At 41.2% G+C, this 23,214-nt stretch carries 20 protein-coding genes; 11 read left to right on the forward strand and 9 right to left on the reverse strand.

The window, feature by feature from the left end:
* Window positions 1-8: 8 nt before the first annotated feature.
* Genes ABT310_RS07010 through ABT310_RS07020 form a run of 3 tightly spaced genes read right to left on the reverse strand, consistent with a single transcriptional unit; the run spans window position 9 to window position 2,734 of the window.
* Window positions 9-512: a DinB family protein gene (locus ABT310_RS07010; protein WP_375326031.1), complete on the reverse strand. Its 504-nt coding sequence runs from the start codon at window positions 510-512 to the stop codon at window positions 9-11.
* Window positions 513-521: 9 nt separating this feature from the next.
* On the reverse strand, window positions 522-1,943 hold the full coding sequence (locus tag ABT310_RS07015; protein WP_375326032.1) for a Gfo/Idh/MocA family protein: 1,422 nt from the start codon (window positions 1,941-1,943) through the stop codon (window positions 522-524).
* An 11-nt stretch (window positions 1,944-1,954) separates the two neighbouring features.
* Window positions 1,955-2,734, reverse strand: a complete 780-nt coding sequence (locus ABT310_RS07020) for a DUF1080 domain-containing protein (RefSeq protein ID WP_375326033.1) — start codon at window positions 2,732-2,734, stop codon at window positions 1,955-1,957.
* A 118-nt stretch (window positions 2,735-2,852) separates the two neighbouring features.
* Between ABT310_RS07020 and ABT310_RS07025 the strand changes: the two genes are divergently transcribed.
* The 7 genes from ABT310_RS07025 (at window position 2,853) to ABT310_RS07055 (ending at window position 15,152) form a co-directional block, all read left to right on the forward strand.
* Entirely contained in the window at window positions 2,853-5,987 is a 3,135-nt protein-coding gene (locus tag ABT310_RS07025) for a WD40/YVTN/BNR-like repeat-containing protein (RefSeq protein WP_375326034.1), read from the forward strand.
* Between the two features lie 74 nt (window positions 5,988-6,061).
* Window positions 6,062-9,187: a glycosyl hydrolase gene (locus ABT310_RS07030; protein ID WP_375326035.1), complete on the forward strand. Its 3,126-nt coding sequence runs from the start codon at window positions 6,062-6,064 to the stop codon at window positions 9,185-9,187.
* 19 nt (window positions 9,188-9,206) lie between these two features.
* On the forward strand, window positions 9,207-9,752 hold the full coding sequence (locus ABT310_RS07035; RefSeq protein ID WP_375326036.1) for a CopD family protein: 546 nt from the start codon (window positions 9,207-9,209) through the stop codon (window positions 9,750-9,752).
* A gap of 207 nt (window positions 9,753-9,959) precedes the next feature.
* On the forward strand, window positions 9,960-11,378 hold the full coding sequence (locus tag ABT310_RS07040) for an ATP-binding protein (RefSeq protein ID WP_375326156.1): 1,419 nt from the start codon (window positions 9,960-9,962) through the stop codon (window positions 11,376-11,378).
* Window positions 11,379-11,413: 35 nt separating this feature from the next.
* Window positions 11,414-12,196, forward strand: coding sequence for an enoyl-CoA hydratase/isomerase family protein (locus ABT310_RS07045; protein WP_375326037.1), 783 nt, complete (start codon window positions 11,414-11,416; stop codon window positions 12,194-12,196).
* Window positions 12,197-12,221: 25 nt separating this feature from the next.
* Window positions 12,222-13,781: a hypothetical protein gene (locus ABT310_RS07050; RefSeq protein WP_375326038.1), complete on the forward strand. Its 1,560-nt coding sequence runs from the start codon at window positions 12,222-12,224 to the stop codon at window positions 13,779-13,781.
* Between the two features lie 297 nt (window positions 13,782-14,078).
* Window positions 14,079-15,152, forward strand: a complete 1,074-nt coding sequence (locus ABT310_RS07055) for a PA0069 family radical SAM protein (RefSeq protein WP_375326039.1) — start codon at window positions 14,079-14,081, stop codon at window positions 15,150-15,152.
* A gap of 164 nt (window positions 15,153-15,316) precedes the next feature.
* On the opposite strand, the gene ABT310_RS07060 is transcribed toward ABT310_RS07055, so the two are convergent.
* From ABT310_RS07060 to ABT310_RS07075, 4 genes are all read right to left on the reverse strand, one after another.
* A complete protein-coding gene (locus ABT310_RS07060) occupies window positions 15,317-16,741 on the reverse strand; it encodes a Gfo/Idh/MocA family protein (RefSeq protein WP_375326040.1) in 1,425 nt (474 codons plus the stop codon).
* A gap of 50 nt (window positions 16,742-16,791) precedes the next feature.
* Entirely contained in the window at window positions 16,792-17,448 is a 657-nt protein-coding gene (locus ABT310_RS07065; protein WP_375326041.1) for an HD domain-containing protein, read from the reverse strand.
* Window positions 17,448-18,182 (reverse strand): lysophospholipid acyltransferase family protein, encoded by a 735-nt coding sequence (locus tag ABT310_RS07070; RefSeq protein WP_375326042.1) that lies wholly within the window; start codon window positions 18,180-18,182, stop codon window positions 17,448-17,450. Before ABT310_RS07070 ends, ABT310_RS07065 begins: the two co-directional genes overlap by 1 nt.
* Before the next feature lie 79 nt (window positions 18,183-18,261).
* Window positions 18,262-18,672 (reverse strand): BrxA/BrxB family bacilliredoxin, encoded by a 411-nt coding sequence (locus ABT310_RS07075; protein ID WP_375326043.1) that lies wholly within the window; start codon window positions 18,670-18,672, stop codon window positions 18,262-18,264.
* 122 nt (window positions 18,673-18,794) lie between these two features.
* Between ABT310_RS07075 and ABT310_RS07080 the strand changes: the two genes are divergently transcribed.
* From ABT310_RS07080 to ABT310_RS07095, 4 genes are all read left to right on the forward strand, one after another.
* Complete coding sequence (locus ABT310_RS07080) at window positions 18,795-19,532, forward strand: TerB family tellurite resistance protein (protein ID WP_375326044.1); 738 nt, start codon at window positions 18,795-18,797, stop codon at window positions 19,530-19,532.
* An 11-nt stretch (window positions 19,533-19,543) separates the two neighbouring features.
* Window positions 19,544-20,128, forward strand: a complete 585-nt coding sequence (locus ABT310_RS07085; RefSeq protein ID WP_375326157.1) for a HupE/UreJ family protein — start codon at window positions 19,544-19,546, stop codon at window positions 20,126-20,128.
* Window positions 20,129-20,214: 86 nt separating this feature from the next.
* On the forward strand, window positions 20,215-20,652 hold the full coding sequence (locus tag ABT310_RS07090; RefSeq protein WP_375326045.1) for a cytidine/deoxycytidylate deaminase family protein: 438 nt from the start codon (window positions 20,215-20,217) through the stop codon (window positions 20,650-20,652).
* A 14-nt stretch (window positions 20,653-20,666) separates the two neighbouring features.
* A complete protein-coding gene (locus ABT310_RS07095; protein ID WP_375326046.1) occupies window positions 20,667-22,295 on the forward strand; it encodes a S41 family peptidase in 1,629 nt (542 codons plus the stop codon).
* Window positions 22,296-22,303: 8 nt separating this feature from the next.
* On the opposite strand, the gene ABT310_RS07100 is transcribed toward ABT310_RS07095, so the two are convergent.
* Both ABT310_RS07100 and ABT310_RS07105 read right to left on the reverse strand, forming a co-directional pair.
* The gene (locus ABT310_RS07100; RefSeq protein ID WP_375326047.1) at window positions 22,304-22,504 is read right to left on the reverse strand and encodes a hypothetical protein; all 201 of its coding nucleotides are present in this window, start codon (window positions 22,502-22,504) and stop codon (window positions 22,304-22,306) included.
* A gap of 9 nt (window positions 22,505-22,513) precedes the next feature.
* On the reverse strand, window positions 22,514-23,098 hold the full coding sequence (locus ABT310_RS07105) for a MarC family protein (protein ID WP_375326048.1): 585 nt from the start codon (window positions 23,096-23,098) through the stop codon (window positions 22,514-22,516).
* Window positions 23,099-23,214 lie beyond the last annotated feature (116 nt).

The raw sequence follows: 23,214 nt of genomic DNA on the forward strand, positions 1-23,214 counted from the left end.
TGAAACAATTAATCATTTACTGCACTTATTGTCACCAAGAGTTGCCCTACATGCCGTTGACTATGTTCTGCCGCATGAAAAAGCAAGCCTATAACCGTTGAGGGCAATTTTTTACGACCCACAAACCGTTCTTCAGTGAGTATGGATTCTGGAGTATTTTTAAAATAGGCGAGGGCTTGGTTCACCTTGGCTTCAAAATTGGCAATCAATTGTTGGGATGAGGGTGCATCTTCTCCATTGCCTTCGTTTTTAAGGAAATGAAACTGTTCTTCTGTCAATGCTTTTTTATCGGCATAGGTGAGCATACGGTCCAATACTCCACTAATATGTCGTAAATGAAACCCAACAGAAGCTCTACCCATTGGATTTTCCCAAAGTTTGTCTTCGGGAAAATCCGTTAGATAGGTCTTTATTTCCCGAACCGATTGCAATAGAGCATGCGCAGCTGGTTGCAAAAGCGGTGGCACATCTGGCACTGGACCACTGAGCCAATATTCGGGAGTGTTTGACATTATTAATATTTAAAAATCTCGATAGTCCCCGGACAAATATTTGTTTGCCTTTTCTTCTTGGAACTGTGCAGTTTCTGCATCCCAATGCAGCGTTTCACCCGGGAAACGGCCTGCAATGGTTCCCAACAGAATGGTCTCGGTCAATCGAGCGGCATAATCAAAAGGAGCCGTGGTCTCTCCTTTACCTAAACAGGCATCCACAAATTGGTGGTAATGTTTAGGGCCTTCAGTTCCATAATTTCGGATAGGCTCACCCAAATTATGTGCTTCGGATACCTTGGCGATTTCCTTGGAGATGTCCACATACTTGCCACGAACGATCTTTTTGGGAAGTTGCATAAAGTGAGGCAACAACAATCGTCCCTTTGTGCCGACAAACATGGCGCCTTGTTCTGGAAGCTCGTTTTCCCCTGCAACACCAGCATCCAATGAAATGCTATTTCCATCGGTCTTTTTTGCCGCATTGTCCTTCTTCATTTCCATTCCGGGCAACATCAGGTCTTCGTGCATTTCTGGTGCACCAGGACCATCGTACCAGACCCATTTCAGGGATTTTCCTGTGTACGGGGTTTCTGGAAATTCGTAGGTCACCGTATTGTTTTCTGGGAAACCGAATCCGTTGGATGGCCTGCATTCCGTCGTAATGGTTTTTGGCACATCCAATTGCAAGGCGTTGTATGGTGTGTCAAAGATATGAACCCCCATATCGCCCAAGGTACCACAACCGTAGTCCATCAGTTTTCTCCAATTTCCCGGATGGTACATGCCCTCTTTATAAGGTCTCTCTTTTGAAGTGCCCAACCAAAGGTTCCAATCCAGTTGCGTTGGCACGGGATCCTCACCTTCTGGGAGTGGTCCATCATAACCCCAGTTTTTAGGGGACCATGCGTGAACTGTATGTACTTTTCCGATAATTCCGGATTGGATCAGCAAAGTGGCCAATTTGTAATCGTAAAAAGAATGTACCTGGATGCCCATTTGAGTGACCAGTCCTTTCTCGGCGGCCACTTTTTTCATTTCCCTGGATTCGGATACGTAGTGCGTCAATGGTTTTTGGCAATACACGGGTTTGTTCATGTTCATGGCCATCAACGAAGCGGGCGCATGGGTATGGTCGGGAGTGGAAACCACTACGGCATCAATTTCATCGCCCATTTCTTCCAACATGGCACGGTAATCGAAAAAGATACGTGCTCCGGGGTGCATTTTATGGCCTGCGGAAAGATTGATGGCGTCCACATCACACAATGCAACAACATCAACGGATGCGTGGGAAGAAATGGCTTTTAAATCCTCCATTCCCATATTTCCGACCCCGATGTGGGCGGTCCTTAGTTTGTTTTGAGGGAAACCTGCCTTTAAAAAGGAGGGTGCCAACATGATTCCGAGTGCTCCAACACTACTTTTTTTAATAAAGTCTCTTTTATTCATGGTCTGGAGGGTTATAGTTTTTTAATTTTTATGTTTCTGAACCAAATAGGGCTGGAATGATCTTGCAAAGCAATGTAGCCCGTCTTGTATTTTCCGTAGTCGGGCGCATTGTCCCATTTACCTGAAGCCTTTTTGGTGTTCCATTCTTCGGACCAGGGCTCGAATTCCAATAGTTTTTTTCCGTTGAGCCAGTGTTCCACTTTTTCAGGGGTAAAAACGATTTTGGTTGAATTCCATTCCATCACCGGATTTAATTGTTTTTGGGATTCGTCTGCCGTGTGCATGGCGTAATCCGCCCCCGTTTTCTGCCAATCTTGAAGCAATTCTGGGTGCTCTGCCCCAAACTGGGAATTGTATCCTACCAAATCATGGATATTGGCGTAGTTCTCATCATCGATCAATTGGTATTCTGGAGACACCACAGGAGGTCCGTCATAGCCCTCTTTTACGTGATAAAAAATACCGCTGTTTCCTCCCTCTGGGATTTTCCATTCCAGATAGAGTTCAAAATTATCGAACTCTTCGGCCCCATAAATAATGTCCTTACCACCGGTATAATCCTGTTCAAGACCCAATTCGGTGTCAAAGGTCAGGGTGCTGTCCTTAATGGTCCAGCCCGGGGGTAGGGAATCCATTCCATATCCGCGCCATCCTTCCAAACTGGTTCCATCAAAAAGATACATCCATTCGGATGTCTTGTTTTCGATAATTTCTGGACTTTGGGAAGTTTCAGGAGGTTTGGTTTGATTTTTACAAGCCGCAACCAAGGATATTGCGATTGCGAGCTTCATTAATTTGTGCATAGTTTAGTTATTTGATCATATGTGAAGGAGCAAAGTACAAAATATTACATACTTTTTTTGCCCCTTTTTCACTACATTTAATGCCGACTAACTCAACACTTTAATAATGAAGACTAGCTTTTTAAGGGTCGGTATGCTGTTACTGGCTACCGTCTTGTTTACTTCCCCTATTTATTCACAACGAAAAAAGAAAAACCAGAGTGCTCCGGAATATCCCGAAGAGCTGTATTCCAGTTTGGAATATAGATTGATAGGCCCGTTCCGTGGAGGACGTTCAGGATCGGTCGCAGGGGTGCCGGGACAACCCGATCTGTACTATTTTGGTGCCACAGGTGGTGGTGTTTGGAGAACAACCGATGGCGGAATTACTTGGGAGAATATTTCCGACGGTTTTTTTGGAGGAAGTATCGGCGCCGTTGAGGTGGCCCAAAGCGACCCTAATGTAATTTATGTTGGTGGCGGTGAGCAGACCGTAAGAGGTAATGTTTCATCTGGCTACGGAGCTTGGAAAACTGAGGATGCTGGAAAAACTTGGAAATCCATAGGATTGGAAAACAGTCGACACATTTCACGTATGCGAATCCATCCAACGGATTACAATACCGTATATGCTGCTGTAATGGGTAATCTGTACAAACCAACCGAAGAACGAGGGGTGTATAAGAGTACCGATGGCGGTGAAACGTGGAAAAAAGTGCTTTATGCCAACGATATGGCAGGTGCTGTTGATTTGATCTTTGACCCGAACAACCCAAGAATTTTATATGCATCGACTTGGAGAGTGCAACGTACACCCTACAGTTTAAGTAGTGGTGGTGAAGGTTCAGCGCTTTGGAAAAGTACCGATAGCGGTGAAACTTGGACAGAAATTTCTAAAAATGATGGCTTCCCGCAAGATACATTGGGTATTATAGGTGTGACCGTATCTCCTAAAAACAGTAATAGGGTTTGGGCCATGGTAGAAAACAAAGCCAAAGGAGGATTGTACCGTTCTGATGATGGAGGTAACAAGTGGATACTGGTAAACAGTGATAGAAGCCTAAGGCAACGTGCCTGGTACTATACAAGAGTATATGCCGACACCAATGATGAGGACGTAGTTTATGTGCTCAACGTTAGTTACCATAAGAGTATTGATGGGGGTAGAACTTTTGAATCCAACAATGCCCCACATGGAGATCACCATGACCTTTGGATTGCACCTGAGGATTCCAAACGAATGATCATGGCCGATGACGGTGGTGCTCAGGTAAGTTATGATGGTGGTGAAACATGGAGTACCATGAACAACCAACCCACTGCACAATTTTATAGAGTGACAACCGATAATGCCTTCCCGTACAGAATTTATGTGGCGCAGCAGGATAACTCTACTTTAAGAATCAACTATAGAAGTGATGGTTACTCCATTAGCGAGGACGATTGGGAAAGAACAGCGGGTGGTGAGTCTGCACATATTGCAGTAGATCCAACCAATAATGATATTGTTTATGGTGGTAGCTATGATGGGTTTTTGGTCCGCAAAAACCATGAAAATAATACAACTAGAGCAGTGAACGTTTGGCCAGATAACCCTATGGGTTATGGTGCTGAGGGAATGAAATATCGTTTTCAATGGAACTTTCCCATCATGTTCAGTAAGCACGATCCTAAAAAACTGTATACTTTCTCCAACCACGTTCATATGACCACTAATGAAGGTCAAAGCTGGGAGTTGTTAAGTGATGATTTGACTAGAAACGACCCAACGAAATTGGGTTCTAGTGGTGGTCCCATCACTCAAGACAACACCAGTGTGGAGTACTACTGTACCATTTTTGCAGCAAACGAAAGTCCTTTAAAAGAAGGTTTGCTTTGGGTAGGTAGTGATGATGGTTTGATCCATGTAACCAAAGACGGAGGAAAAACTTGGGAAAACGTGACCCCATCCAACATGCCAGAATGGAACATGATCAACAGCATAGAGCCTTCAGCTTTTGACGAAGGAACCTGCTACGTTGCCGCAACACGTTACAAGTTGGGTGATTTCACTCCATATTTATATAAGACCACCGACTACGGAAAAACATGGTCTTTGATCACCAACGGAATTGAAGACGAGCATTTTACCCGTGTGGTTCGTGAGGACCCAAAAAGAAAGGGATTGTTGTATGCTGGTACAGAAACAGGAATGTACATTTCCTTTAACGATGGCGCCAAATGGGAGAAATTCCAAATGAATTTGCCCATTGTTCCGATTACCGATCTAACCATTAAGGACAACAACTTGATCGTGGCTACCCAAGGTAGAAGTGTATGGGTAATTGATGACCTTACGGTGCTTCACCAATTGGATGACACCAAAAAGTCTGCTGAGACTGTTTTGTACCAACCAAGAGAAAGCTACAGAACAAAAGGAAATGCAGCAAGAAGACCTTCTTTAACGGAAGGAACCAACTTGGCCAATGGCGTAATTACCCATTTCTATCTTAAAGATGTTGCTGAAAAAGACAGTGTAGCACTTACCTACACCAAGATGAACGGGGATACATTGGCAACCTATAGCACCTATTCTAAAGAAAGAGGCAAAAAGTTGGAAGTTAAAAAAGGAGGTAACACCCATGTTTGGGATACAAGAGGTAAAAGTGCCGAACGTTTGGACGGCATGATCCTGTGGTGGGCCAACCTTAGTGGTCCAAAAGCAGTTCCAGGAACTTACAAAGTAACCTTGAATGTAAATGGTGAAACTCAAACAGAGGATTTCAACATTCTTCCAGATCCAAGGGCTGAGGTTACTATTGCCGATATGCAAAAGCAATACGATTTTATCACAGAAGTGAATGAGACCGTGGATTTGGCGCACCAATCCATCAAGAAAATAAGAGCTGTAAATGGAAAGTTGGAAGAATTCATCAAAAAATATAAAGATGAAGAAGCAACCAAAGCTTTGGTAGAAAAAGCCAAAACCATGAAAGAGAATTTCGGCTCCATTGAAAAGGAATTGTACCAAACCCAAAACAGAAGTAATCAAGATCCTTTGAACTTCCCGATCAGGTTGACCAATAAGTTGGGCCACTTGAACAGCTTGGTATCTATGGACGATTTCCCACCAACCGATCAGGATATCGAGGTTAAAAATGAATTGTCTGCCCAAATCAAAAAACAACTTACGGAATTTGATGCCATGGTCGATAAGGAAATTTCAGACTTTAACAAGGAGTTCAACAGTCTTAATTTAAGCTATTTGAGCATCGAAGAATAAAAACAAGATAAAGCCCTTATGTTTTGCATAGGGGCTTTTACTTTATAACCTTAGGAAGAACACATATTATCATCATGAAAAAAGGATTATTGCTCTTGCTGTGCGGCATTTGGGGAACCCTAACCTTTGCACAGACCGCCAACGAATATTTTGAACCCATGAAATTCAGGAACATAGGCCCTTTTAGGGGTGGACGTTCCGTAACCGCAAGTGGGGTGATAGGTGACCCACTTACCTATTATATGGGTACCACAGGAGGGGGACTTTGGAAAACGACGAATGCTGGCGGACAATGGGAAAATATTTCCGACGGATATTTTGAAATGGGATCTGTTGGAGCCGTTTCCGTTTCACCATCCAATCCTAATATTGTGTATTGCGGAATGGGAGAACATGCTCCAAGGGGAGTAATGACATCTTACGGGGACGGCATGTACAAATCCAATGATGCAGGAAAAACCTGGATCAAACTAGGATTGGATAAAACACAGCATATTTCCCGAATCATTATCCACCCGACCAATCCAGATATTGTTTACGTAGCCGCTCAAGGTGCTTTGTATGCTCCAAATGAAGAAAGAGGAGTATACCGTTCCAAAGATGGAGGAAAAACATGGGAGAAGATACTTTATGTTGATGAGGGAACAGGAGCCGCTGAACTTTCCATGGACGCCAACAATCCATTGGTGCTATATGCCGCCATGTGGGAGCATCAACGTAAACCCAATAAAGTGATCAGTGGAGGGCCAGGTAGTGGATTGTACAAAAGTACCGATGGTGGTGACACTTGGAAAGAAATGACCAAAGGTCTACCCGAGGAAAAAGGAAAAATGGCCATTTCAGTAAGTCCTGCTAATTCAGATAAAGTGTATGCTTTGATTGAAAGTGACTCCAATCAAGATAAAGGAGGGTTGTTTGTGTCTAATGATGCTGGGGATAGCTGGCATATGGTGAGTGGTGATAACCGTTTGGTGCAACGGGCTTGGTATTACATTGAAGTATTTACAGACCCCAATAATGAAAATACGGTGTATGTGTTGAGTGCACCCATGATGCGTTCCGAAGACGGAGGAAAAACATGGGAAACCATTTCCGTGCCCCACGGAGATACTCATGATCTTTGGTTCAACCCAGACGATTCCAATAATATGGTGATGGCGAACGATGGTGGTGCAACCATTACATTTAATTACGGGAAAGACTGGTCGTTATTGGACAATATGCCCACCGCACAATTTTACAGAATAAACACCGATAATCTTTATCCGTATAATATTTATGGAGGTCAGCAGGATAACACTTCGGTTAAAATTGCAAGTCAATCCATGGGCCGATGGAGTATTGGCAGGGAAGATTGGCATTATTCGGCTGGAGGCGAAAGTGCCTTTTTGGCCTTTGACCCAGACAACCCACGTTATGTAATGGGAGGAAGTTATTTGGGAACTATTGAGTTATTGGATATGGAATCCAAAATGTCCAGCAACATCATGGCGGCGCCCATTCAATATTTAGGTCGCGATGCACGTGATATGAAATACCTCTACAACTGGAATGCACCTATTATTTGGTCCAAACACGAGCCAGGTACTTTTTACCATGGAGCGCAATTGGTGTTGCGAACTCGTGACAATGGGGTGACTTGGGAAGAAATTTCACCCGATCTTACCCGCGATCAAGATGAATTGCAAGGAAAAGGAGGAGGGCCTTATACCAATGAAGCAGTAGGGGCAGAAAATTATGGAACCTTGGCCTACCTTATCGAATCACCTCATGAAAAAGGGGTTTTGATTTCTGGAAGTGATGACGGTTTGGTACATATCACCAAAAATGGAGGGGATTCATGGGAAAATATAACCCCAAAGGGGTTAAAGGAATGTTTGGTGAATGCCATCGAAGTATCGCCACACGATCCAGCTACCATTTATATTGCCACCACTCGATATAAGTTCAATGACTATACGCCAGGATTGTACAAGAGTTCTGATTATGGAAAAAGTTGGACCAATATTAGTGAGGGAATTCCTTACGGTGCTTTCACTAGAGTAGTTCGAGAGGATGCCGATCAAAAAGGTTTGTTGTACGCAGGTACCGAAAAAGGTCTTTATGTGTCTTGGAACGATGGTAAAAAATGGGAATCCCTTCAGTTGAATTTACCTAAAACCCCTATCACAGATTTAAAAGTACACCAAGGAGATTTGATCGTGGCCACTTCGGGCCGTTCTTTTTGGATTTTGGATAATATCACCACACTATCCCAATATAAAGGCGATACCAAAAGTTTGAAGCTTTACCAACCTGAAACCACCGTTCACGGATATTGGGGCAGTCAGTTGAACAGCAGTTCCAAAAGTGTAACAGGCACTAGTACTTTTGAAGGGGTAAACCCCGCCAATGGAATGGTGATCTATTACAATCTCCCAGAAAAAATGGACAGCACCGAGTTGACCATGGAAATAGTGGATGGCAAAGGAAAAGTGGTTAGGAGTTTGTCTTCGAAAAAAGATGAAAGTTTTGTTCCTCATAATGGCGGTAGTGCCCCACCTGCTCCTACTTTAGGAAAAACCAAAGGGTTGAACCGTTTTGTTTGGGATTTAAAAACGCCGATTGTTCCAGGGGTGCCAGGCGTTTACATCGAAGCCAATTTTACGGGACACAAAGTACCACCAGGAGCCTATACCATCAACCTAAAGGTTGGAGATGAGACAGTGTACACCCAAGCATCTATCATTAAAGCACCGAACACCGAAATCACCCAAGAACGTTTTGAGGAATACCACACCTTCATGTCAGAAATTGAGGCTAATGTTACCGATATGCACAACAAGGTAAACACCCTAAAAAAGGTGCAAGATCAATTGACAGGCCTGGTAAAAGATTTGGAAAAGGCAACCTTAAAAGAAGAAGGAGAAGCATTATTGAAGAAGTTAAAAGCCTGGGATGGTGATATGGTGCAGCGAAAATCAAAAGCGTATGACGATGTGGAGAATTTTCCCAACAAGTTTACCGCAGAGTACTTATTTTTGATGAACCATAGCGATAGTTCATTACCGCAGATCAATCAACCATCAATAGATAGAAAAAAGGAATTGGATGCCCAATGGATTGGTCTCAAGCAACGAGCAGAAACTTTAATGAATTCAGACATTCCTAATTTCAATAAAAAACTTTGGGAAAATGGCGTGGGGGCTATTCGAATGTAACATTTAAAAACAGGATAAATTGCTGTACCCTTATATAAAATCCTTGCACTTAATCTTTGTGGTAACTTGGTTTGCAGGCTTGTTTTACATTCCTAGGCTGTTTATTTACCACATTGAGGCAAGTCAAAAACCATCGCCCGATAAGGAGATTCTTACTGAACAACTCAAGTTGATGACCAAACGGTTGTGGTATATTATCACTTGGCCCTCGGCCATTTTGTGCACATTAACGGCTATTTGGCTACTGATTTTAATGCCAGGATGGTTGGAGCAGGCATGGATGCACGTAAAACTTGGTTTTGTGGTTTTGCTCTTCGGATATCATTTTAAATGCCATCAAATTTTTAAGCAATTGCAGCGCGATGAGGTCAATTACACTTCCAAATTTATGCGGATGTGGAACGAGGTGGCGACCATTATTCTGTTTGCAGTGGTCTTTTTGGTCATTCTAAAAAGCGCCTTTAACTGGATCTATGGTATAGTGGGCATGTTTGTGTTAATGATTCTTCTCATGCTCGGTATTCGATGGTACAAAAAAGTAAGGGATAGAAATCCTAATGCATAAAAAGGTCGAGGTTTAAGTTCACAATGCAAGCTCAAATTCAAGTGCGAGTTCAATAGAATACCAATACTTGTGTTTGAGCTTGCTACTTGCGCTTAAACTTTCCTCTTGTGTTTGCACTTTGTTTGGCTCAATAATTGCTTAAATTTAACCTTAAATCAGGCAAATTTGTTGAGAAAGCTTTCCTTAAGGTCTCGTATTTTCATTTCCATGATTACCTTGGTTGTGGTTGCTTCTGTCTTGATTGCCGGGGTTACGGTATATCAATACAAAGAGCAGTCCAAGGACTACCACAATGTTCGATTGGAGCGGAAAGAGCAACAAATCTTGCGAAGCATTACCTATGCGCTTAGGGAAACCACCTATCCTATCAACACCGAAAACTTAGGGTTGATTTTCAGCGAAGAAATCTATAAGATTGCCAATATTCAAGATTTAAACTTCAATATTTATGATTTGGAAGGGAGTCTTATCAAAAGCTCTAGACCAAGTTTTGATACCGATTCCATTGCGGCTTGCTTGGATGCCGAGGTGTTGAATTATCTGCAGGGAAGTGGAGAATCAAGGTTAGTTGAAGAAAAACACGTCGCTGGCGAAGACTTTCAATCCTCCTACACTTATATATTGGATTTAAAGTTCAAGCCCATAGGGATTTTAAACCTGCCCTATTTTGAAGACAATTCCTTCAATAACATGGAATTGAAAGAGTTTTTAATGCGATTGGGCCTAGTGTATCTTTTGATGTTGATCGTGGCAATTATCTTGGCCTATTTCATCACAAAATATATTACAAGATCACTGCAAACCATTTCCGATAAAATCAATAGAACCAATCTAACCAGACAAAACGAAAAGATTTATATCGATAGTCCAGGAGAGGAAATAGGCACCTTGGTGGCCTCTTACAACCGAATGATTGACGAATTGGAAGAAAGCGCGGTAAAACTGGCCCGAAGTGAACGAGAGCAAGCGTGGAGAGAAATGGCCAAACAGGTTGCCCACGAAATTAAAAATCCTTTAACGCCGTTACGATTGACGGTGCAAAGCTTTGAGCGGAAATTCGACCCTAAAGATCCTGAAATAGATAAAAAAGTGCATGAGTTCTCCAATACGTTGATTCAGCAAATCGATACCATGAGCAATATTGCCACCGCATTTTCAAGTTTTGCCGATATGCCAGCACAGCAAAATGAAACTTTAAATGTGGTGCATGTGGTAAAATTGGCCTTGGAGATCTTTAACGAGGACTATATTCATTTTATAGCTGATGAAAAGGAAATCATAGCCAAATTAGATCGTACCCAGTTGATCAGAGTAGTTACTAATTTGGTCAAAAATGCCATTCAAGCAGTTCCTGAGGTTGAAGCACCGCGCATTTTGGTTACGGTGGCCAGTGCAGGTGAAAGGGTAAAAATTTCTGTGGCAGACAATGGGGTTGGCATAGCAGACGAATTTAAACACCGCGTGTTTGAACCTAAGTTCACCACCAAATCCAGTGGTACAGGTCTCGGATTGGGAATGGTAAAAAACATTGTGGAAAACTACGGCGGAACCATTAACTTTACTTCTAAGCAAGGAAAGGGCACTGTTTTTACCATCGAATTTCCTAAGGAACAATCGGCTTACTAGTTTGAACATTTCAATCTAAATCAACAACTTCACATATGGACTACGAAAACATTTATATAGAAGAAGAAAATAATTTGGCTATAATTACCATTAATAGGCCAAGTAAACTCAACGCACTTAATAAAAGAACCATCGAAGAACTTCATGTGGCCTTTAAGGAGTTGGATGATGACCCGGAGATTAAAGTTATTGTAATCACAGGTAGCGGTGAAAAGGCCTTTGTGGCCGGTGCCGATATTTCTGAGTTTGCCAATTTTTCTGTGAAGGAAGGTCGTCAACTGGCGGCGATTGGACAGGAGAAACTGTTCGACTTCGTAGAAAACTTAACCACACCCGTTATTGCAGCCATCAACGGATTTGCTTTGGGTGGAGGTTTGGAATTGGCGATGGCATGTCATTTTAGAATAGCCAACAGTAATGCGCGAATGGGATTACCAGAAGTTTCCTTGGGAGTGATTCCAGGTTATGGAGGTACCCAAAGGCTACCGCAATTGATTGGAAAGGGCAGGGCCATGGAAATGATCATGACGGCAGGTATGATCGATGCCGACAAAGCATTTGCCTACGGATTGGTGAATCATGTGGTCTCCCCTGAGGAATTGTTGCCCGTTTGTGCCAAAATAGCGGGCAGGATATCGAATAATTCTTCTGTGGCCATAAAATATGCAATAAAAGCGGTAAATGCTGGTTTTAAGTATGACGCTGATGGCTATTCAGTGGAGATTGATGCTTTTGGCACTTGCTTTGGTACCGACGACTTTCAAGAGGGCACCTCCGCATTTTTGGATAAACGAAAGGCAGATTTTCCTGGATCGTGATCAGTGGCATTAACCAAGCCAAATCATGAGTAAAAACCTACTGCTTACCCTATGTTTTGTGTGTGTTGGCATTGTTTCCAATGCGCAAAAAATGCCCGTTTCATACGATTTTGGAGAAAAATACCAAGACCGCTATCGCTACTCCAATCTAATGACGATCGATGAAGATGCTTCAGGCGGTTATATTTTGGTCCGTGCATATTACCAAGGGTTGGTATTAAGACCCAAAGGTTACCTCATTGAGCACTACAACAGTGACCTTGAGTTGATCAATGAGTTTAACTACAAGCTCAAGGGGATGGATTTTGTGGATGGTTTTCTAAAGAATGGACAATTACACCTCTTATTCATAAATTACAACAATAGTAAAGGGGAATACGAATATTGGGCGCATTCTAGCCCCATCATCAACTTTAATTTTAAGGAAAAGAGAATACTTTCCATTGCTTCGGAACCAGTAGATGACCCTGTAGGCAAAAATTATTATAATCGTAATTTTACAAAGGGATTCACCACGGCAATACTCTTCAATGAAGCCAAAACAGGTTTTGTGATCAGTACCCATCATAAAAGAGGTAAGCAGAATAAGCATATGATCCATTTGTTCGATACTTCGTTGAATCAGCGGTTCGAACATGATTTTTCAGTTGAAATTGAGGAAAAGAACTATGCGTTTGAAAATGTTGCCATTTCCCAAGACCTTCAAACGGCATACATTGTGGGGAAAGCTTATTTTAAAAGAAAACGTTTCCGCGTAGATGAGCGTAAATTCCAATATGAACTTATCAAAATCGATGCATCAGGCAGTCAGACACAGTCTTTTGTGGACCCAGGGAAGTATCCTGAAGCGCTTTACCCTTTAATAGTAAAAGACAGACTGGTCTGTGTTGGGTTTTATGCTGATAGAAAGGATAATCGGTACAATGGTATTGCTTATTTTGATGTTGATTCCAATAACTTGAACATCAAATCCCAAAAATATAATCCCTTTACACAGCAATTTATGGACGATAAGTTCGGTAGGGAGGGAGATAAGGAGATTAAAAACCTCATTTTTAAAAGTGTGGTGGTTTCACCCAAAGATGAGATTTTCTTTAATGCTGAAGAATACTTTGTGACCTCTGGATTGGAGGTTACGGGTGCAGGACAGCGAGTAAAAATTGAAAGATATCATTATAATGATATTGTTAGTGTAAAGCTTTCACCGGATGGTTCGTTGGATTGGGCCAGAAACATTAACAAAACAGAAGTTACCCGCGGTGATGGCGCTTATGCTTCGTACAGTTCGTATTACAAAAACGGTAAAACCTATTTCTTCATTTGCACCGCGTCCGAATCTCCTGATTTGATCAACAACGAACGACTTATTTTTAAACAGGGCTTCAGTCGAAACCGTAATGTTTTTATTATTTCTTTGGATGAAAATGGAAGTATTGACTACGAGAAAATTATCGATTCCAAGGAAGCCCGATTGCCTTTAATGGTTTCCAAGCCCTTAAAGGACGACCGTGAAAACAAAATGCTTTTTTACGCTAAACAAGGGAACAAAAAACAGTTGGTGAAGGTAGATTTCATGGATCAGTAAACAATTTTCAATAAGTAATATGTTGTCATTTCGAGAGAGCCTGCGACGAGAAATCTTTCCATTTACCTTTTGCGCTGAATCGATTAATTTCATTTCTCTTTAAGGAGGCAAGAGCAAAGACAGGGAATCGGTGCTAAGGTTGATACTACTATTTACAATTATCAATAAACTTTTAGTGGTTTGTTGTCAATTCGAGCGCAGTCGAGAAGCTATCAATTCATCAAAACCTTTAACCCTTTTACCTATGTTTAATTTAATAATTGGAAATATTCCATATATTTGGAATAAAGCCAATTTTTGTCAAACAAATTATTTTTAGGAGGAAGAGGAGCCCAACAGAATACACCCAATAAGTTTCTACAACATATGTATGAAACCAGGGACGATTTTCTGGAATTCTGTAGATTGGAAGGTGAAGAAGTGGAAAGTAATGCTACTCAATACATTCCCATTTTTCCCAAAACCATTGTAAACAAGGTAACCAGTCCAGATGTGGGGATGACCTATTCCTTAAACCCCTATCAAGGCTGTGAACACGGATGTATTTATTGTTACGCACGAAACACCCACGAATATTGGGGATATAGCGCTGGATTGGATTTTGAAAGGCGCATTTTGGTGAAAAAATCAGCTCCTGAATTATTGGAAACCAAATTGAGACAAAAGAACTGGAAGGCGTCGACCATTGTATTATCCGGAAATACGGATTGCTACCAACCTGCTGAGCAAAAGTTTGGCTTAACCCGAAAATGTTTGGAGATATTTTTAAAGTACCGTCATCCTGTGGGCATCATTACCAAGAACGCATGGATTTTGAAGGATTTGGATATTCTAAATGAGTTGAACCAATATGGTTTGGTTGGTGTACATATTTCAGTGACCTCCCTATCCGAAGAAACTAGAAGAATTTTAGAGCCACGAACTGCTTCGATTCAAAAAAGACTGAAAACCATTAAGATTTTAGCAGAAAATAATATTCCAGTAAACGCGATGTTGGCACCTATGATTCCGGGCATAAACAGTCACGAATTATTGCCTTTGGCAAAAACCGTTGCCGAACATGGAGCTCTTTCTTTTGGGCTAACCGTGGTTCGTTTAAATGGTGCTATTGGACAAATATTTACGGATTGGATTCAGAAAACCATGCCAGATCGAGCGGATAAGGTATTGCATCAAATTCAGGATTGCCATGGTGGTTCACTTAACGACAGCCGATTTGGAACCAGAACCAAAGGAGAGGGCAAGATCGCAGAACAAATTCACGAAATGGCACAATTGGCCCGAAAAAAATATTTTAAGAGCAAGGTTTTTCCTAAACTGAACCACGAATTGCACCAAAGCTATAAAAATGGACAGTTGAAATTATTCTGATAACTATGATCAATCAACAAGTGTCAAACTCAAACGCATAAAGCTTCACTTTTAAAGCATTTGAGTGAACTCTTGAAATTCGTATCAAGCTAAAAAGCGCAGCAAAGAACGTTGCATTTGGTTCTCGACTGCGCTCGAACTGACAAAGTTTTATATGAGAATGATTATTTCAATTCCCACCCAGAGCGGTAATCGCGTGTCACCCAATCATTGGCTTTATCATAATTGGTGATTTTCATGTTCTCACCATCCCATAACAGTTTTCTTCTTCCAGGAGAATTGTATGGATTCCAATCAGAAGGCGTTTTTCCAGGTTGCAATTCTTTGTATTGATATGCTTTTACGGCCAGGTTACCCATCAATACGGTTTCGGTCAGTTTACCCGCTTTCTCAAAATTGGAAGATGTGGGCGTGCCGTTCAAACATCCATCCACAAAGTTGGCAACATGGCCTTCCATACCTCCGGGCACTCTTGGGTATTTTGGTGCGGGTGCTTTGTAAAGGTCCATCATATCAGATGGCAGTAAACGTGCATTTCTTGAATAGGTATCACAAACCAATATGCCTTTTTCTCCATACATAACAGTTCCACCGCCAGTGTCACCTATAGTTTCGCCATCTTTCAACTCATCTGGCAAATCAGGTTTAATGCCCCCGTCATACCAGTTTAATGCAATGTCTCCATGGTGCTCATGTTCAAATTTTAAATGGATTTTAGAAGAGGGAGGACAAGAGTGACTGTAATCAGCTTCCACAAAATCATCTACCCAAACTGTGGTGCAGCTTGCTTCAGCTTCGGTTGGGTATCCTAAATCCAATACGCTAAATGGTGTTTCCATTATATGGCAGCCCATATCGCCCAATGCTCCAGTTCCAAAATCCCAGAATCCTCTCCATTTAAATGGAAGATAGGCATCGTTATAATCACGCATAGCAGCAGGTCCCAACCAAAGGTCCCAATCCAATTCTCTTGGAATACGATCTCTTTTTGTGGGCATGGGCACACCTTGTGGCCACACAGGGCGGTTGGTCCAACAATCAATGGTGTGCACTTTTCCAATTATACCAGATTCTACCCATTCACGGGCAATCCTGCTATCATCACTCGATGCTCCTTGGTTGCCCATTTGGGTCACAATACCATTTTCTTTGGCCACTTGGGTCATTAAACGAGCCTCATAGATATTGTGGGTCAATGGTTTTTCCACATAAGCATGTTTCTTTTCGCGCATAAAAGGTAACGCAATAGTGGCATGCGTATGATCTGGAGTGGCCACCATAATGGCATCTATATCGCTTAGTTGCTCATCAAACACTTTGCGGAAATCTTTATATCGTTTTACATCTGGGAAAAGTTCGTAGGTCTCTTTGGCTCGTCGGTCGTCAACATCGCAAAACGAGACAAATTTCACCTTTCCAGTGTCGTTAAATCCTCTTAAAACACCATTTCCTCTTCCTCCAACACCAAAACCGGCTACGTATAGGGTGTCACTGGGTGGAACATGTGTTTTTCCCAACACATGGCTGGGTACAATCGAAAAAGCAGCCGAAGCGGCTGCCGCATTTTTAATGAACTTTCTTCTTTGCATTTTGTTTAGTTTGATTTATGCTACCACAAGATACAAAAAAGGTAATGGGATTATCTGCCGTTCCATTCCTTGTAAAACTGATCAAGGAAGTCCACCATAAACTGATGTCGCTGTTCTGCCAGTTTTTTACCGGTTACTGTGTTCATTTTTTCTTTTAGAAGTAATAGTTTCTCATAAAAATGATTGATGGTTGGAGCTTTGGAAGCTTTATATTCTTCTTTGGTCATGTTGAGGTTGGGTGGAATGGAAGGATTGTAGAGTTCCCGGTTTTTAAAACCACCATAATTAAAAGCTCTTGCAATGCCAATGGCTCCAATTGCATCTAACCTGTCCGCATCTTGCACTACTTGAAGTTCTAAAGAAGAGAATGTTTCCCCATTATTTTCAAGGCTATTTTTAAAGGACATGTGTTTGATGATATTCACGACATGTTCAATAATCTCTGTTGAAACAGCTTGTTTTTGTAAAAAGGTTCGAGCCACATTTGGACCTATAGATTCATCTCCATCATGAAATTTAGGGTCGGCAATATCGTGTAAAAGAGCAGCGAGTTGAACTACGGTCTCATCGGCTTCCTCAGTTTGTAAGATCAGCTTTGAAGTATTGAAAACCCGCTCAATATGGAACCAATCATGTCCACCTTCGGCATTTTCCAATTCTTTTTTTACAAATTCAATGGTATTTTGTACCAGTTGGTCTTTATGCATTAGTTTGGGATTACGCCTGACACGATTTGTTTTTCAACCTTTAAGATCAATTCAGTTATATTTCCTTCTATTTCCATTGGTGGATGCACTTTGAATTTTACATGTGATCCCAATCCCATTGGAAATTGTCCAAAACGCAATAATTTCCAGGAGTTGTTTATACTGATGGGTACAATTAAGGCTGAAGGTGCATTTTTGATCAATACTTTTAGCCCTGTTGTGTGGAATGGCTTGGGAACTCCTGTTCGACTTCGGGTGCCCTCTGGAAAAATCACAGCACTTCGTTTATGTTCTTCAATATATTTTCCCAATTTCTGTAGTTCTGAAATGGATTGTTTTGGGTCCTTTCTGTCAATTAATGCTGAACCTCCATGTCTTAAATTGTAAGAAACGCTGGGAATACCCTTTCCCAATTCAATTTTACTCACAAATTTTGGATGGTATTTGCGCATATACCAAATTATTGGTGGAATATCGTACATGCTTTGGTGGTTGGTTACAATTATTAATGGTCGATCGGTAGGAATTTGTTGGTTGTTTTCAAAGGAATATTGGGTGCCTAAAATATTGGTGCATCGCATTAAAGTCAAATTAAGGATGGCAACACTTTTATTATGGGCATTGTAGCCAAAAGCATTTAGGCACACCCATTGAATAGGATGAAAAATGACCAGTGCCAAACCAAAAAATAGAAAGAAAATAATTGTTAAGGGGTAAGACAGGATTTTTTGCACGGTTGTTATGTTTAGGTTGGTGTAAAAATAAAAAAACCACCCTAAAGGGTGGTCATTCTAATCGGTTATGAAAGTGGATTTAGCAAAACTCGTTATAAGCTTCCATTAAATTTTCTGCGATAAGTTCTGCAGGTCTACCTTCAATGTGGTGTCTTTCGATCATGTGAACCAATTCCCCATCTTTGAACAAGGCCATACTTGGTGATGAAGGAGGGAAAGGAACCATGTGGTTTCTTGCGGTGGCAACAGCTTCCATATCCACCCCAGCAAATACAGTCACCAAATTATCTGGTGTTTTGCTGTTTTGAAGGCTTAATTTAGCTGCGGGTCTGGCATTTGCCGCGGCGCACCCACAAACGGAATTTACCACTACCAAAGTGGTGCCTTCCTTTTTAAGGGCGTCGTTTACAGCTTCGCTCGTATGTAATTCTTCAAACCCGGCGGTGGCCAAATCTGCGCGCATAGGTTTTACCAATTCTTCTGGATACATAGTACTTTTTTTAATTACACCTCAAAGATAAGCTATTATGAGCGTTTTTTCATCACCCTTAACATTGCTTAACGCCTTGTTTACTGATCAAAGCCCTATATTTGACCTTTAAATTTTAAAGCATGATCAAATGGGTGGCCGCCTTTCTCGGCTATTTTTTATTTCGATTTCCTGGTGCTGTGCTGGGTTTTATTGTAGGTACTTTTTTGGATAATTTCAGTGGCTCGGGCAATAAAGCAAGGACTGTTTTCCAAGATTATACCCGACAATCGGTGTCCCCTGCCGATTTTGAACTCAATTTGTTGTCACTTTGCTCCATTATAATCAAGGCTGACGGACAGGTGAACCAAAGGGAATTGGATTATGTTCGACAGTATTTTTTAAGTACTTACGGTAAGGAAAAATCAAACGCCATTTTTCGGACTTTTAACGAGGTGATCAAAAAACGTGAGGTATCTGCCCAACGCATTTGTGCCTTTATGGAGCAGCGTACCCGCTATGAGGTGCGTTTGCAGTTGCTTCATTTTTTGTTTGGCATTGCACAATCAGATGGTCAGGTTAGCAAAGCCGAAGTAGAAAAATTACGTGAGATTGCTGGGTATTTGCGTGTAGGGCGAAGTGATTATGAAAGCATTATGGCCATGTTTATTGAAGCCGCCGATAATGCCTATAAAATTCTCGAGATCAGTAAAAATGCCACTGACGATGAAGTAAAAAAAGCCTATAGAACCATGGCAAAAAAATACCATCCCGATCGTGTGATCACCGAAAATGAGGCTATACGGAAAGGGGCCGAAGAAAAGTTCAAAGAGGTTCAGAAAGCTTATGAGACCATTCAAAAAGAAAGAGGAATAACTTAAGGTGTAAGATGATGCAAGAGTTTTGGTTTTATATAAAATTGGGTTTAGATCATGTATTGGATTTTAATGCCTACGATCATATTCTATTTCTTTCCGCTTTAGCAGTTCCCTTTACCTTTAAGCAATGGAAACGTGTATTGCTTCTGGCTACGATTTTTACGGTGGCGCATTGTACCTCCTTGGCCCTTTCGGTTTATGAAATTTTCACTGTTGATGTAGGTCTAATCGAATTTTTGATTCCGGTGACCATTCTACTTACCGCAATTTTTAATTTTGCCTATGTGTATAAGGAAGCATTGGATGTTGGGATATTTTTGCACGTAGTGGCAACCGCATTTTTTGGTTTGATACATGGCTTTGGTTTTTCCAATTATTTTAAAATGCTGATGGCGGAAGAGGAGGACAAAATCACACCATTATTGGGATTCGCTACTGGTATAGAATTGTCTCAACTGACCATTATCTTGATGGTTTTGACCATAGCGTTTTTAGTTTTGGACATATTCAAGGTGAAAAGGAAAATTTTTATCGGAGCAGCCTCTATTTTGATCATTGCCATAACAATACCCTTGCTCATTGCAACGTTCCCGTTGTAGCACTTACGTTAAATTTTATCGAATAAGGTTGTAAGGGTCTTTCAATACAGGTATATTTAATTAATTATCAGTGTTTTTTCTGATTTATGAAGGAGAGCAAACAAGAAAAGTACGATAAGGCGTATTTACGCATGGCCTTGGAATGGAGTAAACTATCCTATTGTAAAAGAAGACAAGTTGGGGCCATTATCGTAAAAGATAGAATGATCATTTCGGATGGGTATAATGGTACACCGACCGGTTTTGAAAATTTTTGCGAGGACGATGAAGGGTACACCAAATGGTATGTTCTGCACGCCGAAGCCAATGCGATTCTTAAAGTGGCCTCTTCTACCCAAACCTGTGAAGGCGCAACATTGTACATCACCATGTCTCCCTGTAGAGAGTGTAGCAAGCTGGTGCATCAAGCTGGCATAAAACGTGTGGTGTATAAAAGGGCGTACAAAGATGATTCCGGAATACAGTTCCTGGAAAGAGCGGGCGTTGAAATGGTACATTTGCCCGTGCTGGAAGAAATGGTTTAAAACCTCATTGCTTAATGAAAAAGATCAAAGGATATATATGGCCCACCTTACTAGCCTTGGCAGTTGCCTTGGGGATTTTTATTGGGGGCAAACTTCATTTTAACGATTCTCCAGAGAAGTTGTTCTCCACCAATTCCAAAAAAGATAAACTCAATCGCCTTATTGATTATATCGACTACGAATATGTAGATGATGTGGACACCGATAGCATTGTAGATGTTACCGTGAACAATATTCTGGGTAAGCTAGATCCGCATTCTGTTTACATTCCAAAGGATGAAATGAAGGATGTGGCCGAAAGCATGAAAGGAGATTTTGCCGGAATCGGAGTGAGCTTTTATATGTACCGCGACACCATCACCGTAATAAGAACCATAAAAAATGGCCCAAGTTACATCAGTGGAATAAAACCAGGAGACCGCATTTTAATGGCGGGTAATGATACTTTATTCGGAAAAAGAATGCCGAACGACGATGTGGTTTCCACGCTAAAAGGAAAGATTGGCACCAAGGTGAACCTAAAAGTCTTCCGAAAAACGGAAAATAAATTAATGGATATTGATGTGGTACGTGATAAAGTACCAATTCGAAGTGTGGATGCCTATTATATGATGACCAACGATATGGGCTACATCAAAATCAACCGTTTTGCCGAATCTACATTCGATGAGTTTAAAGATGCCCTTAGGAAATTAAAATTGCGGGGTGCCGAGAAACTCACCCTTGACCTAAGGGATAACCCAGGTGGTTATTTGGGCATTGCAGAAAAGTTGGCCGATGAATTTTTAGGGGATGACAAACTTATCCTTTTCACTAAAAACAAAAGGGGAAAAATCGAAAAGGCCTATGCCACCAAAAAAGGAGATTTCGAAGACAAGCCTGTTTTTGTGTTGATCAATGAACGTTCTGCCTCGGCCAGTGAGATCATAGCGGGAGCACTTCAAGATAACGATGTGGGGACTATTGTGGGTAGGCGATCTTTTGGAAAAGGTTTGGTGCAGCGGGAAATGGATTTGGGCGATGGCTCTGCAGTTCGTTTAACAGTGAGCAGGTATTATACCCCAACAGGACGTTCCATTCAAAAATCCTATAAAGATGGCAACCATGATTACTATAAAAAGTTTATGGAACGCTATTCCAATGGGGAGTTGACGTCTGCAGATAGCATAAAAGTGGCCGATTCTCTTAAGTTTGTGACCCCAAAGGGAAAGATAGTTTACGGTGGTGGTGGAATTATTCCAGATGTGTTTGTGCCGATAGGCAGCAATCAGGAAGAGGCCATTGAAAGTATGGATGATACCTACCAGTTTTTTGCCCGTTTCATTTTCGAGCATTTAGAAGAGGATAGAACCCGTTATGACGACTATGATCAAAACGAGTTTTTGGATAATTTCAAAGTAGATGATATCCTGTTCGATAATTTCATCCAGTTTGTTCTCGACAGAAAGATAAAATTGGATTTCTACGCCTACGAGGATAAAATAAAAGCTTATTTAAAGGCCAATATTGCAGAACAGTTGTTTTCACCAAACGTATCGGCCCAAATAAAAGGGGAATACGATGCAATGCTCCAAAAGGTGAAGACCATTGATGAAACGGTGATGAACCAATCTCAAATAGGGGCTGTAGGATTAAGACAATAGTAAAACAACTACTTTTTAAGCTTGTTCTCTATTTTTTTAGAGGTCATGAAAATCAGAATCAGCACAATGGCACACAAAGAGGCCACAATGCCTATCAATGCTACGGTACTATCACCTTGAAGGGGGTTGTCAAAATTTACCATGGTTACATTGTAGGCAATAAGTGCCAATGCCAAAATAATCAGGATAATTGCTAAAGTTTTATTCATGGGTATACTTTAAATGCCGTGCTCGAATAATTGGTTGATGTTCGCTGCAAAAAGCTTAACGGCAATGGCCATAAGAATAACTCCAAACACCTTGCGGATGACATTCAAGCCGTTCTGACCCAATATGCGTTCAATTCTTGAACTGGATTTAAGCACGATATACACAAAGATAATGTTAATAATTATCGCCACAATGATGTTCTCTACATGATATTCTGCCCTTAAAGCCAAAATAGATGTTAGGGTACCTGCACCTGCAATCAATGGAAAGGCAATAGGAACAATGGAAGCTGTTTCTGGGACATCATCACGATACAGGGTTATGCCCAAAATCATTTCGATGGCCAAAAAGAAAATAATAAAAGCACCTGCCACGGCAAAGGAATTCACATCAATCCCAATCAACGAAAGTATGCTTTCACCTACAAATAAAAAGGCGACCATTAAGCATGCGGCCACCAAAGAGGCTTTTTCGGACTGAATATGTCCCACTTTGTTCCGAAGAGAGATAATTATGGGAATACTGCCCAAAATATCGATTACGGCAAACAAAATCATTCCAGCAGTTGCTATTTCTTTAAGGTCAAAATTCATGGTTCCAAATTTTCGGCTGCAAATGTACGAGTAAAAAAGACTTTTGGATCACATAAAATGGTTTAGAAAACATCAAATTTTGGGTTTTAATTTACCTTTGTCCAAAAGTTAGAAAG

This window comes from Flagellimonas cixiensis, from assembly GCF_042134615.1.
Taxonomy (GTDB): Bacteria; Bacteroidota; Bacteroidia; order Flavobacteriales; family Flavobacteriaceae; genus Flagellimonas; species Flagellimonas cixiensis.

Excerpts from the sequence above, each read along its gene's own strand:
- ABT310_RS07025 (WP_375326034.1), top strand. The coding sequence starts at position 2,853 with ATGAAGACTAGCTTTTTAAGGGTCGGTATGCTGTTACTGGCTACCGTC.
- ABT310_RS07105 (WP_375326048.1), bottom strand. The coding sequence starts at position 23,098 with ATGAATTTTGACCTTAAAGAAATAGCAACTGCTGGAATGATTTTGTTT.
- ABT310_RS07100 (WP_375326047.1), bottom strand. The coding sequence starts at position 22,504 with ATGAATAAAACTTTAGCAATTATCCTGATTATTTTGGCATTGGCACTT.
- ABT310_RS07040 (WP_375326156.1), top strand. The coding sequence starts at position 9,960 with ATGATTACCTTGGTTGTGGTTGCTTCTGTCTTGATTGCCGGGGTTACG.
- ABT310_RS07060 (WP_375326040.1), bottom strand. The coding sequence starts at position 16,741 with ATGCAAAGAAGAAAGTTCATTAAAAATGCGGCAGCCGCTTCGGCTGCT.
- ABT310_RS07085 (WP_375326157.1), top strand. The coding sequence starts at position 19,544 with ATGCAAGAGTTTTGGTTTTATATAAAATTGGGTTTAGATCATGTATTG.
- ABT310_RS07090 (WP_375326045.1), top strand. The coding sequence starts at position 20,215 with ATGAAGGAGAGCAAACAAGAAAAGTACGATAAGGCGTATTTACGCATG.
- ABT310_RS07050 (WP_375326038.1), top strand. The coding sequence starts at position 12,222 with ATGAGTAAAAACCTACTGCTTACCCTATGTTTTGTGTGTGTTGGCATT.
- ABT310_RS07015 (WP_375326032.1), bottom strand. The coding sequence starts at position 1,943 with ATGAATAAAAGAGACTTTATTAAAAAAAGTAGTGTTGGAGCACTCGGA.
- ABT310_RS07020 (WP_375326033.1), bottom strand. The coding sequence starts at position 2,734 with ATGAAGCTCGCAATCGCAATATCCTTGGTTGCGGCTTGTAAAAATCAA.
- ABT310_RS07075 (WP_375326043.1), bottom strand. The coding sequence starts at position 18,672 with ATGTATCCAGAAGAATTGGTAAAACCTATGCGCGCAGATTTGGCCACC.
- ABT310_RS07080 (WP_375326044.1), top strand. The coding sequence starts at position 18,795 with ATGATCAAATGGGTGGCCGCCTTTCTCGGCTATTTTTTATTTCGATTT.
- ABT310_RS07010 (WP_375326031.1), bottom strand. The coding sequence starts at position 512 with ATGTCAAACACTCCCGAATATTGGCTCAGTGGTCCAGTGCCAGATGTG.
- ABT310_RS07065 (WP_375326041.1), bottom strand. The coding sequence starts at position 17,448 with ATGCATAAAGACCAACTGGTACAAAATACCATTGAATTTGTAAAAAAA.
- ABT310_RS07095 (WP_375326046.1), top strand. The coding sequence starts at position 20,667 with ATGAAAAAGATCAAAGGATATATATGGCCCACCTTACTAGCCTTGGCA.
- ABT310_RS07030 (WP_375326035.1), top strand. The coding sequence starts at position 6,062 with ATGAAAAAAGGATTATTGCTCTTGCTGTGCGGCATTTGGGGAACCCTA.
- ABT310_RS07045 (WP_375326037.1), top strand. The coding sequence starts at position 11,414 with ATGGACTACGAAAACATTTATATAGAAGAAGAAAATAATTTGGCTATA.